Origin of the sequence: Lactiplantibacillus herbarum (genome assembly GCF_001039045.1) — a bacterium.
Lineage (GTDB): Bacteria > Bacillota > Bacilli > Lactobacillales > Lactobacillaceae > Lactiplantibacillus > Lactiplantibacillus herbarum.
In genome coordinates, this window is record NZ_LFEE01000022.1 from 1 (window position 1) to 15,657 (window position 15,657).

General features: G+C 45.0%; 20 protein-coding genes. 1 reads left to right on the forward strand and 19 read right to left on the reverse strand.

The annotated features are described in order from the left end of the window. Positions 1-375 precede the first annotated feature (375 nt). From ACG95_RS08130 to ACG95_RS08140, 3 genes are all read right to left on the reverse strand, one after another. The gene (locus ACG95_RS08130; protein WP_048000061.1) at positions 376-756 is read right to left on the reverse strand and encodes a hypothetical protein; all 381 of its coding nucleotides are present in this window, start codon (positions 754-756) and stop codon (positions 376-378) included. Beyond that, positions 756-1,163: a CvfD/Ygs/GSP13 family RNA-binding post-transcriptional regulator gene (locus ACG95_RS08135; protein ID WP_082137342.1), complete on the reverse strand. Its 408-nt coding sequence runs from the start codon at positions 1,161-1,163 to the stop codon at positions 756-758. The genes ACG95_RS08130 and ACG95_RS08135 overlap by 1 nt, the downstream gene beginning before the upstream one ends. 282 nt (positions 1,164-1,445) lie before the next feature. Beyond that, positions 1,446-2,030 carry a peptidylprolyl isomerase gene (locus tag ACG95_RS08140; protein ID WP_048000165.1) on the reverse strand — a complete coding sequence of 195 codons (585 nt, stop codon included), beginning with the start codon at positions 2,028-2,030 and terminating at the stop codon, positions 1,446-1,448. A gap of 165 nt (positions 2,031-2,195) precedes the next feature. On the opposite strand from ACG95_RS08140, the gene ACG95_RS08145 reads away from it, so the two are divergent. Then, a complete protein-coding gene (locus ACG95_RS08145; RefSeq protein WP_048000063.1) occupies positions 2,196-2,852 on the forward strand; it encodes a VTT domain-containing protein in 657 nt (218 codons plus the stop codon). A 40-nt stretch (positions 2,853-2,892) separates the two neighbouring features. On the opposite strand, the gene ACG95_RS08150 is transcribed toward ACG95_RS08145, so the two are convergent. The 16 genes from ACG95_RS08150 to ACG95_RS08220 form a co-directional block, all read right to left on the reverse strand. After that, positions 2,893-3,534 (reverse strand): TIGR01906 family membrane protein, encoded by a 642-nt coding sequence (locus ACG95_RS08150; protein WP_048000064.1) that lies wholly within the window; start codon positions 3,532-3,534, stop codon positions 2,893-2,895. Next, positions 3,512-4,309, reverse strand: coding sequence for a TIGR01457 family HAD-type hydrolase (locus ACG95_RS08155; protein WP_048000065.1), 798 nt, complete (start codon positions 4,307-4,309; stop codon positions 3,512-3,514). The genes ACG95_RS08150 and ACG95_RS08155 overlap by 23 nt, the downstream gene beginning before the upstream one ends. A 21-nt stretch (positions 4,310-4,330) precedes the next feature. Beyond that, a complete protein-coding gene (locus ACG95_RS08160; protein ID WP_237756477.1) occupies positions 4,331-5,023 on the reverse strand; it encodes a YutD family protein in 693 nt (230 codons plus the stop codon). A 91-nt stretch (positions 5,024-5,114) separates the two neighbouring features. Next, positions 5,115-5,723, reverse strand: coding sequence for a metallophosphoesterase (locus ACG95_RS08165; protein ID WP_048000066.1), 609 nt, complete (start codon positions 5,721-5,723; stop codon positions 5,115-5,117). 242 nt (positions 5,724-5,965) lie between these two features. Then, positions 5,966-7,351 carry an amino acid permease gene (locus ACG95_RS08170; protein ID WP_048000067.1) on the reverse strand — a complete coding sequence of 462 codons (1,386 nt, stop codon included), beginning with the start codon at positions 7,349-7,351 and terminating at the stop codon, positions 5,966-5,968. Positions 7,352-7,680: 329 nt separating this feature from the next. Next, positions 7,681-8,877: an acetate/propionate family kinase gene (locus ACG95_RS08175; RefSeq protein WP_048000068.1), complete on the reverse strand. Its 1,197-nt coding sequence runs from the start codon at positions 8,875-8,877 to the stop codon at positions 7,681-7,683. An 11-nt stretch (positions 8,878-8,888) separates the two neighbouring features. Continuing rightward, positions 8,889-9,899 (reverse strand): class I SAM-dependent methyltransferase, encoded by a 1,011-nt coding sequence (locus ACG95_RS08180; protein ID WP_082137343.1) that lies wholly within the window; start codon positions 9,897-9,899, stop codon positions 8,889-8,891. 102 nt (positions 9,900-10,001) lie between these two features. Continuing rightward, positions 10,002-10,175 (reverse strand): hypothetical protein, encoded by a 174-nt coding sequence (locus ACG95_RS14605; protein WP_173425515.1) that lies wholly within the window; start codon positions 10,173-10,175, stop codon positions 10,002-10,004. Then, on the reverse strand, positions 10,135-10,617 hold the full coding sequence (locus tag ACG95_RS08185; RefSeq protein WP_048000069.1) for a prepilin-type N-terminal cleavage/methylation domain-containing protein: 483 nt from the start codon (positions 10,615-10,617) through the stop codon (positions 10,135-10,137). The genes ACG95_RS14605 and ACG95_RS08185 overlap by 41 nt, the downstream gene beginning before the upstream one ends. Next, positions 10,610-10,786: a histidine kinase gene (locus ACG95_RS08190; RefSeq protein WP_237756478.1), complete on the reverse strand. Its 177-nt coding sequence runs from the start codon at positions 10,784-10,786 to the stop codon at positions 10,610-10,612. The genes ACG95_RS08185 and ACG95_RS08190 overlap by 8 nt, the downstream gene beginning before the upstream one ends. Further along, complete coding sequence (locus ACG95_RS08195) at positions 10,776-11,249, reverse strand: type II secretion system protein (protein WP_048000070.1); 474 nt, start codon at positions 11,247-11,249, stop codon at positions 10,776-10,778. The genes ACG95_RS08190 and ACG95_RS08195 overlap by 11 nt, the downstream gene beginning before the upstream one ends. After that, entirely contained in the window at positions 11,239-11,598 is a 360-nt protein-coding gene (gene comGC, locus ACG95_RS08200) for a competence type IV pilus major pilin ComGC (RefSeq protein WP_053072745.1), read from the reverse strand. Before comGC ends, ACG95_RS08195 begins: the two co-directional genes overlap by 11 nt. After that, entirely contained in the window at positions 11,595-12,611 is a 1,017-nt protein-coding gene (locus ACG95_RS08205) for a type II secretion system F family protein (RefSeq protein ID WP_048000071.1), read from the reverse strand. Before ACG95_RS08205 ends, comGC begins: the two co-directional genes overlap by 4 nt. Then, the gene (comGA, locus tag ACG95_RS08210) at positions 12,580-13,557 is read right to left on the reverse strand and encodes a competence type IV pilus ATPase ComGA (RefSeq protein WP_048000072.1); all 978 of its coding nucleotides are present in this window, start codon (positions 13,555-13,557) and stop codon (positions 12,580-12,582) included. Before comGA ends, ACG95_RS08205 begins: the two co-directional genes overlap by 32 nt. A 123-nt stretch (positions 13,558-13,680) precedes the next feature. Further along, positions 13,681-14,601, reverse strand: coding sequence for a ribokinase (gene rbsK / locus ACG95_RS08215; RefSeq protein ID WP_048000073.1), 921 nt, complete (start codon positions 14,599-14,601; stop codon positions 13,681-13,683). Positions 14,602-14,738: 137 nt separating this feature from the next. Next, the gene (locus ACG95_RS08220; RefSeq protein ID WP_048000074.1) at positions 14,739-15,473 is read right to left on the reverse strand and encodes a YebC/PmpR family DNA-binding transcriptional regulator; all 735 of its coding nucleotides are present in this window, start codon (positions 15,471-15,473) and stop codon (positions 14,739-14,741) included. Between the last annotated feature and the right edge of the window lie 184 nt (positions 15,474-15,657).

Here is a 15,657-nt window from a genome sequence, read left to right on the forward strand (position 1 = left end):
TTTGTTCAGTTTTCAAAGATCTAATTCGTTGATGTCGATTAGCTCAACACAACTATTTCATATTAACATCTCGCTTTTACAATGTCAACAACTTTATTTAACTAATTGAATAACTATGCAAATGCTTTGAAACGTTATTATGTGGTTCAATCACATCAACCGGTTAACTGATAACTTGTTAATGCGACAAGAAACATCTTATCACTTAACTCATTATCCTGTCAACATCTTTTTTATCATTATGAATATTTATTCAATAACAACAATTTATTGATTTGTGACATCCGTCGTTTGCGCTCCGCTATCTCTAGCACTCCCGCAGCGACAAGATATATATTATCAAGAATTAGTATGCAGGTCAAGCCTTATTTCCATTTATTTTGATAAATCTGCAAATCCAGCGGTCGCATCAACCTTAACACTCTCAAATAGACCGTGTAACTGGCTAGCCGGAATGAATGTTAACCCATACTGTGCAAACCGTTCACGAACTTCTTCGTTAATCTGCAAGTGATCAAAAACAAATACCGCAACCTTGGCATCATCAATCTGCGCCATGATCGAATCATATAATCGCAATTGATCCACATCAATCCCCATCGGCTGTCGTAATTCAGCTAACACGGATCCCAATGGTGAATGTCCCTCGGCAACTGGAATCTGATGAAAGTAATATCCCGTTGTCGTTTGTCCTACTAAGAAATGGGTTCCCTGCTGGTCATTCAGCATAATTGTACCCGCAACTTGTTTTTGCATTAGTCCTCCCCCACTTTCAATCGTCGTATTGAATCTGCCACCCAGCTATCTAAATTATTGGCAATGGGTGTAAAACCCGCGTGAACGTGCCGGTTAGTGCAAAAGTGCTTATGTTGAAACGTCTTATAGATTTCTAAATCAGCTGCTGCGTGCTGGGGTTGATGTTCGACACACCGCAGCGACAAACTAATCTTCCCTGTGTATTCATCAATATCTAAGATGACCACATCAACAACTTGTCCGACTTCTAAATATTCCGTAATGCTCTTAACGTACCCTTCATGGCACTCCGAAATATGAATGAGTCCTTGGTGTTCAGCATCTAACGTCACAAAAGCTCCGTATGGCTGAATTCCGGTGACACGCCCATGAACCTGCATGCCAATTCGATAGTCACTCACTATAATCATCCTTTCTTACTATATAGAATCTTTTATATCATTGTAGTGGTTATTAGTCCTTAGTATTATAACCTGAAAGGGAGAGATTTCAAAACGCCTTGATAAAAACAAAGAGGAGCGATGACTTTTGTCATGCTCCTCTTACTATTTCCGACGTTAATCGTCGAAACGTGCACCAGTAGGCAGAACTTTCGCTTAACTGCGGACCAGTAACAATTACAAAATTGTAATCATTACTCGACTTAGGCTAAGCTCATTCCCTCACTGCTTGCTATTTCACGCTGATTATTAGTCCTCAATTGTGCCAGTTTCGATAACAACATCTTTAACTGGCTTGTCCTGTGCACCAGTTGCAGTCGTTGCGATTGCGTCAACGATATCCATACCGTCACTTACCGCACCGAAAACCGTGTGATGGAAATCTAACCAAGGTGTCCCACCGTTACCGTAAGCAGTAACAACTTCTTCTGGGTAACCGGCTTGTTTCATTTGATCAGCCATACCAGCATCTAATTGTGGTTTTTGAACGATGAAGAATTGACTACCATTAGTGTTGGGACCAGCATTGGCCATTGATAAGGCACCGCGCATGTTGAAGACTTCTTGTGAGAATTCATCTTCAAAAGCCTTGCCCCATAAACTTTCGCCGCCCATACCAGTACCGGTAGGATCGCCACCTTGAATCATGAATTCAGGAATAACCCGGTGAAAAATAATGCCGTCATAATAGCCTTTTTTAGCTAAACCGACAAAATTTTCAACACTCTTAGGTGCTTGTTCTGGAAATAACTGAACCTTGATGTCACCAAAGTTAGTCTTGATCGTTGCTTTTGGTCCTTCAACTTGACTTAAATCTAATTGTGGATATGCCACAAGAATCACCCGTTTTCTTCATAGAATATCTCGATGATACAAGAGAATGCACCTAAAAGCCAGTTATTTGTAAGGAAATCCTTGCGATTCAGCGTCAACCGTAGTATTTTCAATAAATTTCTGTTAACCTAGATGAGACTAATTTCGTCTTACTTGGAGGTAAATATGAGCTTTTTAATTGATTTCGTGTTGCATATTGATCAACACCTAATCACAATTGTGAATAGTTTTGGCATCTGGACGTACTTAATCCTCTTCGCCATCATCTTTGTTGAAACTGGTGCGGTGATTCTACCGTTCCTACCTGGGGACTCATTACTGTTCGCCGCCTGTGCACTCGCGGCCAACCCGACTTACGGCCTACACATCTGGAGTTTTGTTATCCTATTCCTGATTGCCGCTTTAGCCGGAGATTCACTGAACTTCTATATCGGCCACTCACTAGGTGAACGTTTGACTGAAACGTCCTGGTTTGGCAAGCTGATCAATAAGAAACAGTTAGCTAAGTCCGAAAAATTCTTCGAAAAACACGGTGGTATCACCGTAACGATTGCGCGCTTCATGCCAATCATCCGTACCTTCGTCCCATTCGTTGCCGCTAGCTCCCGGATGAAGTACCAACAATTCATCCGTTACAACGTTATCGGTTGTATCCTATGGGTTGCGCTCTGTTGTGGCGGCGGTTACTACTTCGGTAACATTGCATTTGTTAAGGAACACTTCTCAGTTGTCGTTATCGGGATTATCTTAGTTTCACTAATTCCAGCCGTCTTCTCAGCGGTCAAAGCACGGTTTAGTCACCCTGCTGAAGAACAAGATTAATCGCAAAAAGCACGTCTACCACTATGGCAGACGTGCTTTTTTAGTCTAATTCGTTTAAAGCTTGCTTACCCACACTCAGTAGGTAGGCAAAGGCCCATTCGATAATGACAAACGCTAAGACAAAACATTGTAAGAAAAAGGTATCTGGTAAGACTAAGATAATCCGATCTAACAATGGATCGAATAGCCAGTCCGCATTACGAAAGAGAACTTCATGGAAGAAGATAAAGAATTGATCAAAATTAACGGCCATCATAAGTGCCACGATTGGCGGCACCCATAACGCGGTCTGCATGGGCAAAACTAGCCGCCAAAGTTGGTGATCTCGTTGTAATCGCCGCCAAAAAAAGTAGACGATCACACTAGTCACAATAAAGACGGCATAATCGAGCATAAACAGATTCTTCACGTCCGCAAAATGGATCAACGCACTAGTCGAATCTGTAAAGTCAGTCATAACTAGTTTCGGGACCCACGGGAAGTTCAGGTAGGCCAACATCTGATAGTAATCCGTCATCAATTGTCCCAGCGTCAAATTGACACTCGGCCCCAATTTTTGACCCATCGCATTGACCATGTACAACCAACTCGCGTTAATCGTCAGGATAATAGTCCCACTGATTAGCCACAAGTATAGTCCGAGCCACTGGATCCAGTTTTTAATTCGATTTAGCCACACCATTATCTAAGTCCCACTCATCTAAGGAATTAACCTCGTTAGTTGGTTTAACCGTCTGTGCCGCAACTAGTTCTGGTGTTGAGACGCCGGTATAAACTAGTAATGAGTCGATATCAAAATTAATGGCCGCAGAAATGTCAGTCATATAGTTATCGCCGACCATGACACAGTCGTGCTTATCTAGGCCGATGTGGTCGACCGCTTTTTGCATAATGATGGTCTCTGGTTTACCAACGTACGTGGCCCGTTGCTGAGTTGCACGTTCAACCATGGCGATAACGGAACCAGCACCCGGCACTAAGCCACGTTCATTAGGTAGATTGGTATCCGCGTTAGTCCCGATAAACTTAGCACCGCGCTTAATTGCTAGCGTTGCTAATTCAAACTTATGATAAGTCGCATCATAGTCTAAACCAACGATCACAAATCGTGGTGTTTGTTCATCAAACTTGAAGCCTTTTTCTAGCATGGCACCTTTTAGACCCAGTTCACCAATGACATACATGGTCTTCTCGCCGTCACCAGCCAGATCATTAACGTAATCAGCCGTGGCTAACGCCGCTGTATAGACATTCGCTGGACTAACATGAATATCATGATTGTCCGCTAAATTAGCCGCAACGTCTTCCGGTGATTTAGTCGTATTATTCGTAACTAATAGAAAATCAGTGTTCGTTGCTTGCAACCGTTCGATAAACCGTTTAGCTGCTGGAATCCGTTCACGACCACGGTAAACCGTCCCGTCTAAATCAATTAAATAACACTTATACTTACCCAATCCAAATACCTCTCTCTGTGCCTACTTTTGACGAATCGTAAAATGCCGCTTACCACTCGTTTGTTTCGTTGTATGTGCTGATTGTGAACTGCCCGCACTAACCTTAGCTGGTTTTTGCCGTTCTTCTTTAAATGGTGCTGCTTTCTGCTTGGTCGTAAATGGCTTCGTCTTGCGTCGTTGTTGTTTACTCCGACTGCTGCTCCGGCTACTACGAGAACGTGACTGCTGAGTACCCGTTCCATTTGTCGTCTTCTTGTTGCCACGATGTTCATCCTTACGCGGACGACTTGGGCGCTTGGGTTTAATTACCCGTTCATTTTTGACAATAAAGTACGCACAGCCAAAGTTACAGTACTCGTACAAGTAATCTTGAACGGTACCGATTGTCTGTGAACGCTGCACGTCCTTCATATCATCGCGAAAGAAACCCTTTAGTCGTAACTGTTCGAATCCCCAGTCACCAACAATATAGTCGTACTTACTTAGAATGGAACTGAACCGTTCCGTAAATTTATCGAGGTCGAAAGCCTCATGATAATCATAAATTATTTCAAACGGGTGCTTGTTGACTTCAAAATGATCTTTGTCCGTCCGTAACCCGTGGTATAAACTTCGGCGGCGTTCCGCCTGTTGTTCGGCAAGCTCATCAATATGATCACGATTCACATCGCCACCACCTTTCTTATCCTTGTAGTCGTTAGGAAGTAACGTCATTCCCAGTGACCTGTCGTAACATCATTTCAAACGCAAATAATGTTAATCTTTTTTAATCCTAAAGCATTCTTCAGAGCCGGTCAAGCACTCCTCAACCTCGTTTAGCAAAATCGATTGCCTTACCAGTGACCATTTGCTCAATCTCATCCAGCGAGAACGGTGCCCCGAATGGAACGGAGTGGTCGATATAGTCGACTTCCGGCGTATCGACCCCAACATTGATATTCTCCTTAACGTTAACTGCGTAATGGTGAATGTGACCGTGCAAGTTAATAATTTGTTTGACGATGCCCATCATCATCGGGTAGTGCGTCATATAGTATTGACGATGATTATACTTGATCAGCACCCCGACGTCGTGAAATTCAAACTTAGGTTGCCCATTCAGTTGAGGATCGTGCGCTTCTAAGTATTTGAAGAAGGCCCGCGAGTCATGGTTACCCTTAATGAAGATAATCTTACCCTGCAATTGCACGAGTACCGCTAGCACGCGTTCATAAGATAACTTAGCTGGACGCGTGAAGTACAAGGCAACGTCACCTAAGTGGTAGACCGTATCCTGGTCGGTAACTCGAGCATTCCAGTGATCGATAATCGCTTGATTCATCGTTTCGACATCCACAAACGGCCGTGGCGCAAAATCGCTGTCGCCCAGAAGCTCCTCGTGGTAGAAATGTGTATCAGAAGTAAAATATTGCATGGTCTATGCCTCGATTATTGATATATTTAAAATCCGCTTATTACATATGATAGAACTAAACTAGTCAGTTATTATTGTACCGCGCCACGCCCTAAAAGGCACCGGAACAGTTTTTACTTTGAGTGTTAATTTCAAGTTTCCTATCCTAATCCTGCCCCTACCCTAATGGCGCTTATGCCACTAACATCCCCGCCCTTACCGACAAAAAAGGAGCTCAGGCACACTGCCCAAACTCCACTAATTTATTTGATACTGTTGCTTTCTCGGACCCGGTCACTAGTGACCTTGATCACGTACAACACGATTATCCAGACGGCTGAAACAGCCAATGCAATCAGCGTTTCGGTCTTCAAGCACAGAACTACCGCGATAAATCCCAAGAAGATTAAAATCAGATAATCTGAGAAGGGATACAGTGGCATCCGGAACTTCACTTGCTGCTGGCTCCCCGCTTGGCGACGATATTTGATATGTGCTAACACGATCGCACCCCAGATGAAGATGAAGCAGGTCGTCGAAACACTCGCAATCAGTGAGAAGACCTTGCCTGGCATCAGCAGATTGAGGATTACCGATAGTCCAATAACTAAAGTTGAGAACCACAACGCATTCTTAGGCACCTGCCGTGGTGACAGCTTGCCCATTTTCTTAGAAAATTTACCTTTACCACCATAGGTCAGTGAAAATAACATCCGGCCAGTACTGAATAACGCACTGTTACAGCTGGAAGCAGCAGCCGTCAATACGACGAAGTTAATAATGGCTGCTGCTGAACGAATACCCAGGTTCGTAAAGACTTGGACAAACGGACTGTGCGCCGCTGAGAAATATTGCCATGGATACATACACATTAAGAAAAACAATGAACCCACGTAAAATAAGATAATTCGCAGTGGGATATCATTGATGGCTTTAGGAATCACTTTCTTAGGGTCAGCCGTCTCAGAGGCGGTCATCCCAACCATTTCAATCCCGATAAAACTGAATAGAACCATTTGAAATGATAAGACTAAGCCTTTGATTCCGTGAGGCATGAAACCACCGTAATTAACGAGGTTTCCTAACCCAGCGTGACCGACCGGCGTCTTAACACTAAAAACGACCATTACAACCCCAACTGCAATCAATGCCACAATGGCCGCAATCTTAATAATCGCAAACCAAAATTCAGTTTCCCCAAACGCTGACACGTTGATCGAGTTCAAAGCAAGTAACAGAATTAAAATCACGACACCCGGCAACCATTGCGGTAACTTAGGCCACCAGAACTGCATATATTCGCCGGCCGCAGTAATTTCAGCCATCGCGATCGTGATCCAGCAGACCCAGTAAGTCCAACCGGCAACAAAGCCCGTCTTATCACCCAAGTACCGCTTGATGAAATCAATATATGAATGCGTGTGTAGATCGGACAATAATAGTTCGCCCAACGCTCGCATCAGCAAAAAACAGACCAAACCGGTCACTAAGTAAGCAATTAGAATAGATGGACCCGCTAAGTGGATGGATTGACCAGCACCTAAGAATAGGCCGGTCCCAATCGTACCGCCAATGGCAATTAATTGTACGTGGCGGCTCTTTAGTCCCCGCGAAAGCTGCTCGCCGGACTGTGAATTTTCTTTCGTCATTATGTTCAGCACTCCCCTTACAGTTATTATAGCGGGCGCCAACACGGGATTCAAAAGCCATTTAAGTCTAAATTCTCAGTTTTGGACTAGACCAAAATAACGTTACTAACTCGTTCTCCTGCGCAGGTCAGTAGGCACTTATCTAGCGATACCGGTATTCATATGTACACCATTAACCATTAGTTAATAATTAATCTAACGTGAATAAAGTGAGCTGAACGCACAACTTCATGAATAACTTTCACTTTAAACAATCAAAAAGAGCCTGAACAACTGCTCAGACTCCCACATGATTACTAATAATCGATTCATTTACTGCTTTTCTAATACTAGTCCTGAAGTGCTCCGATACGCTCAACATCACGCGCAATCATTAACTCTTCATCCGTTGGAATTAAAATCGTCCGAATCGTTGCGTCGTCAGCGCTCAAGTCACGCTCAACACCGCTAACCTGATTCTTATGGGGATCGATTTTAACCCCAAAGACAGCTAAGTAATCCGCAATCCGTTGCCGCATTTTCGCATCACGCTCACCGATACCGGCCGTAATTACGATTGCGTCCGCGCCTTGTAGTTCGGCTATATACGATCCAACGTACTTAATAATCCGGTTCACAAAAATATCAATGGCTAGTTGGGCCATCTCATCTTGATCACAACGGGCTTCTAGTTCCTGCATATCCGCTGAACCAGCAATGCCGAGTAGCCCTGACTTAGTGTTCAGGATCGTCAACATCTCATCCGGATCACTAATGTGCAATTTTTTCATTAGATACACGAGTAATGACGGATCAACATCACCAGAACGCGTCGCCATGGTGATCCCCGCTAGCGGCGTAAAGCCCATGGAAGTATCAATGCTTTTTCCATTCTTGATGGCTGTGATCGAACTACCCGCACCTAAATGCAACGTAATTAATTTCAGCTCATCCAGTGGCCGGCCTAATAATTTGGCTGCCCGGGCTGCCACGTAACGGTGACTCGTTCCGTGGGCACCAAACTTGCGGGCGCCGTACTGTTCATAATACTCGTACGGCAGCGAATACAGGTAATTAACGGCTGGCATTGTCGCGTGAAACGCCGTATCAAAAACTGCGACTGCTGGTACGTTTGGTAGCACTCTTTTAACAGCTTGGATACCCACCACGTTGGCTGGATTATGCAACGGTGCGTATTCTGAAAGGTCACTGATCTGTTGCAACACGTCATCAGTAATTAGGACCGAATCATGAAACAATTCGCCACCAGCAACAACGCGATGACCCACACCAGTGATTTCATCATAGGAGCTAATGATCTGCAATTTGATCAACTCATCCAAGATAATGTTAACAGCGGCTAAATGATCAGCCACCACCTCCGTCTCACGGTACTTGTGATCAAGTCCGTAACGAATATTGATCGGTGAACTAGCCAATCCGATTCGTTCCACAGCGCCCCGGGCAATCACCCGTTCTTCTGGCATTTCAAACAACTTAAACTTTAACGTCGAGCTACCGGCGTTAATGGCGATGGTCTTACCCACACGACACACTCCTAGCGATTAATATTTTGGCCGACCCACGCGTCAATTTGCGCAGTGAAGGCTTGAAAGGCCCGTTGATCTTCAAATGATGGGAAGTCTCCTAGAAGGACTTTTCCCGCTTGCTTTGCGTTGGCACCACGTTTCTGCAAAACAACGATTGATTTTCGTGACTTTTCATCCAAAAAGAGATTCTTAGGTAAGTTCAATAGGCCTTGTAAGTAGGCTGATGAGCCCATCCATTGAACTAGTCCCTGTGACTCTTGTGATTGGAAGATATTAGTTGGGACTAAGAAGACACCCCAGCCACCAGGTACGAGTTGTGACATCGCCTGTTCAATCATTAAATGGTGTACGTATGAATGACCATTAGTGGCCTTAGTCTGAAAATGTTGCACCCGTTCATCTAATGGGTAGTAACCCACGGGAAGATCGCCAATGACAACGGTCGTTTTTGGCATCACTAATGGATCTAACGCATCTTGGTGGAATAATTCCACGGCTGAGTGCTGTAATTCCATACTCATTGCTGCAATGGCTAGTTGGTTATCATCATTGTCGACACCGTAACCGTGAATAACGTTCTGACGATCAGGTTGTAACTGATTGATCACCGTCGTTAGAAGGTTCCCGGTCCCTACTGCCATATCTAAGATACTCAGATCAGACTTGGCCCCGACTAATTTGGCAATCAAATACGCCGTTAGTAGGCCAATAGAATCTGGTGTCATCTGATGGTTAGGATCGACCCGGTCATTATGGATCGCTTTTAACAATGCTAATTGAACCGCACGCCGGATCGTTTCGGCATCGAATTGTTGTAATTCAATCGTCTGATAAAGTGCCTGTAACTCATCCGCTTGTTGTTGACTTGGTTTGCCATTTTCAACATGAACGGATTGGCTCAATAAATTATCGCCCGTTTCAATCAACGCGTCGATGTAAGAGACGGATAATTGTTGCATTAAGATTGTAACCGATTGGTCTAAGACTTGAAAAAGTGTCTCAGTTTCTGCTTGTGCCAGAATGCTCACCCCTTGTAAAATCTGTAATCTCTGTCCATACTACCGATTTTACGAATCAAGTTCAAGTGGTGAGCTTAAGTCACACAGTTATCTTACCGTTACTTAATTAGGCTTCTGCTGATAGGGATGCTGATAGGGATGCTGATACGACTGCAAGATCAAGTGGTATAAAGCTTGCCGTTCCTGAAAATTGGCGTAGCGCTGGCTTTCAAACGCCCCACCGATCAACAATAGACTAGTGACTGACAGTAGGATGGTCCCTCGGCGTTTTCTCATTGGTCTGCTCCCTAAGATCTGGTAATAGTAACCGCGCATGAAACCTAGCTCCCCGTAACGTGGTCATCGTCAGCATTAGATTCGGTTCAATATGAAACTGCCGGACTCCCGTCATGAAATAAATATCACCACCCCCTAAGTGGTGTAAATAAATGCGGTGGTTTTCAAACTCCAGTTGGTACTGCTTCTTCGTCTCCGTATTAATTAACCGTAAACTCCGACCAGGTTCCAGACCACCATTCTGCGAAATCCGGTTAACCGCAAAATGGTGGTCTGGATTCTCTAATTCGTGCAGCATTAAATACCAATCAACGGTCGGCAGGTCAACTTGTGGCCGTCGCAACAGATTCCGTTGGCCTTGGTACAGGGTTGCACTGACAAACATGACGATTCCCAGTGCAAGGACTACCTCAATTAGGGTAAAGCCACGACGTTTACGCATGCGTTGGTACCATTAAAGTAGGTAATTGACGTTGTTCATACTGCTCACGAACCTGCTGAATGGTTCGCAAGGTTTGTTGTTCACGTCGCTGCATCATAAGCTCTAGACTCTCAAAGCTCAACAAGCCACCCATCAATAGACCCAAAGCAACGATGGTTTCAACCATCATAAAACCCGCTTGCTTTTTTAGGATTATCAATCCGATACGCCCCCCACCCCATCAACACGTTCATTTTAATTGGTTGCTTAGGCTGTAACTGTGATTTGAAAATAATTACGGCCAATTCTGGATGACCATTTTTCTGAATTTGCACATCTCGTCCGCGTTGCGTGACTAATGTTTTAGGTAATCGTAAGTGCCACTGCTGTGAAGGCGCTGGTTGGCCTCGTTTACCAGCCCAAGTCACGACTTCCGTTCCCCGAAAACTGACGACTTGGGGCTGACCAGTAACACTAGCGGTCAAAGTTTGGCGTTGCCACAACGTCTGCAACTGTTGCCAAAAAGCAATCTCGTCATTACGCTGACGTTGTCGCGTTGGGAATCGGTGCACGGTAATCAATAATAAGCTCGCGGTGATCGCCAATACCGTGACTGTTTCGATGAGTGTAAAACCGGCGCGTCTAACTAGCACCACCGGTTCCCTGATTATTTGGCCGGACTGGGTTGATGTGCTGGCGAACGGCTTGATCATACTGCCCTTGATTAATGTAGTCATGATCCTTTAGTGTCTTCAACATTTCCGCGCCCTCAGTGATTGCCGAACCGGTATCATTGGCGTACATCTCCGCCTGGTTTTGGACGACTTCCGTTAATGCCTCGGCCTGCCGCTTAGAAGCATTGTTGCGTTGCGTATTTAGATTGGGAATAACGATTAGCATCAGTAATGCGATGATTGCTAGAACCACAACCATTTCTATTAATGTAAATCCTTTACGTGGCGCCGTCGTTTTCTTCAATAACCGTTTCATTAATAACGTCATTTTAAAATCTCCCCCATCGAATTATACATAGGCAACAACAGATTCATATACGTGCCAACGACCACCGCTGCAATTAAGATGAACATTAATGGCTGAATCCAACTGATAATCCGATTCAATTGTCGAATCAGCCGCTCATATTGAATGGTCGCAAAGTAGAGTAACTCCCGACTCATCTGCTCGGCGGGACTTTCCTTACTCACTAACAAAGCTAGTTCATCCGGCAACAATCGTTCTGATCTGATAATGGTCGTCAGACTCTGCCCAGATAATAAGGCTTGCTCCACCGCCACGCCTTGTTGTTGCAGCAATGATTGCGATTTGAACTGCCGACTGATCTCACAGATTGCGCGAATTCCTAACCCACCCGCTAGTAACATGCCTGCGTTCAAACTCAGGTAGTAACCACAATAATTTTTGATCAACGGTCCCACCAGCGGCAATCGTGCTAACCACTGATAACGCAGACGAATCGGCAACCGTTTCAACTGAATCAGCGCTGCAGCTATACCGAGACCTACCACCATGCCAGCTCCCGCCAATAGTAATTTCCAAACTTGAGATTGAGCGGGTACCGCCGTAATTGCACTAAAGTTCGGTAGCACCGCCGTCTTAACTAAAATCAGCGTTCCCAGTAACAGAACCAGTAACAAACACGGATACTGTAACAATCGTTTGACCTGGCGCGCCTGATTGGCTTTAGTCCGCATCAATTGCCCGGCCTGCGTCAGCGTCGTCATTAGTTCACCGTGCATTTCGGCGATCATTAATTGATAGTATAAGTCGATCATGATGTACGGTTGTAAAGCCGTTGCCAAACTATCACCGGCGGCTAGCCGAGCCAAAACTGGCCGCAGCCGCTGATAAGTGGGACCCTGAACATCCACGACAAATTGCATTGCTTGTCGTAATGAAAAACCGTTATTCAATAAGTCCGCTAGCGTTTCAAACAAGGTAGCCTGAACAATGGTCGTCAGGCGCTTACGCTTCCTTAAGCTGATGGGCCGTTTCATTATCGAGGCGGCCCGCTGCCAACTGTTCATCAATGAGTTGTCCCCACTTTCTCGTCATCATCTGCGTGGGTGCCGTGGTTAACTCGTTCGGCATCGTCACTACGTCAAAGATCGTTGCCAGACTACCATCCGTTAACGGCACTAACCGCTGATAGGACATCGCCGTTAAAGCTTGTTGCAATACTTCTGGTTCAACACCTAATTGCGCTAAACGGGGGGCTATGCCGTAGACGCCCCGCGCGTGAATCGTACTCAGAACTAAGTGACCACTCAATGCGGCCTGTACCGCTATTTGCGCCGTTTCAGCATCCCGAATCTCGCCAATAATGAAGATATCTGGATGGTGCCGCAAACCGACTTTCAATAGATCCGTATAGGCCATATGAGCAGGTGGATTTACCTGTAGTTGTAAAAACTGTGGTTCATAGATTTCAACGGGGTCTTCAATCGTCATTACTAACCGTTGCTCGCCAACTTCGCGCACTAGGTCATACATCGTTGACGTTTTTCCAGCTCCCATTGGTCCCGAAAATAGGATTAAGCCCGTGTGGTGCATCAACCGACTGAGCTGATGGCGTTGCTCTGCCACTAAATAATGTAAAGAGGCCCCCTGCCCCTCATACAGCAGTCGCACCACTAAAGACTCACGGTCCAAAAAATCACCCACCGCTGAAATGCGTAAGTTAAGCGTCTGTTGTTCAACCACCAACGTCATCGCCCCTAGTTGTGGCCGGCGGTGATCGCTGATAGCCATATTACTTCGATATTTAATGTGATTGATCAACTGATGGGCCGTCTCCGTACTAACCTGCAATAATGACTGCAACTTACCCGCCGCTTGCAACAAGATCTGATAACCGTCACTAGTCGGTAACCAGTAAACGTCGCTGGCCCGTTGAGTGACGGCGGCTTGCATGATCTGATCCAACTGAGCTTCTATTGCCATAACCAGTCCTCACGCCCTTTCATCAATTAGTTGCGCAACTGACGGCTAATTCCATCAAAAATCTACAAAAAAAGTGCTGACGTCAAATAACGTCAACACTCAAAAAAATTTATTTACTTATAATTAAGCCCGGCCAGCTTCGTCAATCTCTTCACGAGTTGGAATCGATGGTTGTGCACCTAACTTCTGTACGGCTAATGATGATGCCCGGTTAGCAAACCGAACGGCCGCATCCAAGTTACTTAAATCGGTTTTTAAAACTGAACTTAGTGCACCAATAAAGGTGTCACCAGCAGCCGTCGTGTCGACAGCGTGCACTTTGTAAGCAGGAACAAAACCGTGTTCCGTACCACGCATCCAGAAAGCACCCTTGCTACCAACCGTGATGATCACGTTGGCAACGCCTAATGATTGTAACTTCTGGGCACCCTTGATCATCGAGTACTCATCAGTAATGTGAATGCCAGTCAACGTTTCAGTTTCCGTTTCGTTAGGGACAATCAAATCCGTCAAAGCTAATAATTCAGCTGGCACCGTCTTAGTTGCTGGTGCGGGATTCAAGATGGTTTGCCGTTGGGCAGCGTGAGCTAATTCAAAACCACGTACCGTAGCTGCAACGGGCGTTTCAAACTGGGCAATCAAAAAGTCGCTCGCAGCAATGGCAGTCTGTGCCTGTTCGACATCTTCAGGAGTCACTTGCTGGTTAGTCCCACCGTCGATTAAAATACGGTTTTCACTACTACTATCAAGCAAGATGAACGCTGCCCCAGTATTGGCAGTATCACTGTGTTGAACATACTGGTCGTCAACGCCACTATCCGTCAACTGGCGAAGCATAAAGTCGCCCTCTTGGTCCGTGCCGACTTTACCAATGAAAGTCGTTTGGGCTCCGGCGCGTGCTGCTGAAATGGCTTGGTTAGCACCCTTACCACCACCAGCGACACTTTTACCAGTTAGCGGTAAAGTTTCACCGGGTTTAGGAAAGCGTTTGAATCGGAGGATTGTATCAACATTTAAACTACCTAATACGGTTACTTTATTCATTATTTTTCGTCCTTTCAGTACTCAACTGCCTTAATTTTAGCAAACCAGCTCGCACAACGCACCCGTTTTACTAATATTTTAATGAATCCGTCCAAAAAAAGCGGGATAACGCTATTGCGTCACCCCGCTCACACTAATTAATCTTCATCTGGGAATTTAGCGGCTTCGAATACTTCTGATACGTCGTCGTTATCTTCTAATTCATCGATCATGTGTTGGAACTTTTCAACTTTATCGTCTGGAACATCAGTCAAATTAGATGGAATCATCGTTAATTCAGCTGTGTCCAACGTGTAACCAGCAGCTTGTAAAGCATCACGTACTTGAGCTAACTGCTTGTCGTCGGTATAGATTTCAAATGCGTCGTCGCTAGCTTGTAAATCATCGCCACCAGCATCTAAAACATCCATTAACATCGTGTCTTCATCCGTGTCTAAACCTTCACGAGTGATGACGATGTAACCTTTACGATCGAACATGTAGCTAACCGCACCAGTAGCAGCTAAGGCGCCACCATGATGAGTGAATGCTGAACGAACTGCAGCAGCAGTCCGGTTCTTGTTGTCAGTTAATGCGTGAACTAGAACTGGAACACCACCAGGAGCGTAACCCTCGTAAGTGACTTCTTCGTAGTTTTCCGCACCGGAGCCACTACCTTTATCAACCGCCCGTTTAATATTATCTTTAGGCATGTTGGCAGCTTTGGCCTTATCCATGATCAAGCGCAAGTTTGCGTTAGAATCTGGATCAGGACCTCCGGCTTTAACAGCCATATAAAGTTCACGAGAGATCTTTTGGAAGATCTTCCCACGTTTAGAATCTTGGGCGTTCTTACGTCCTTGAATGTTATGCCATTTTGAATGTCCTGACATGTGTGACTCCTTCTTTCTTAATTTAATATCGATTTATGTTTAAACATACGTATAGTATGATAGCAAAAAAAGTGAGCGATTTCAAGGTCTAGACCCCGTTACGCTCGCTTTATGTGAAAGTTTTATTTAGTCTATATTTCAGGCTGCATTCTTAGCTTGATAACCTGTTATTTAACTAGTTTAG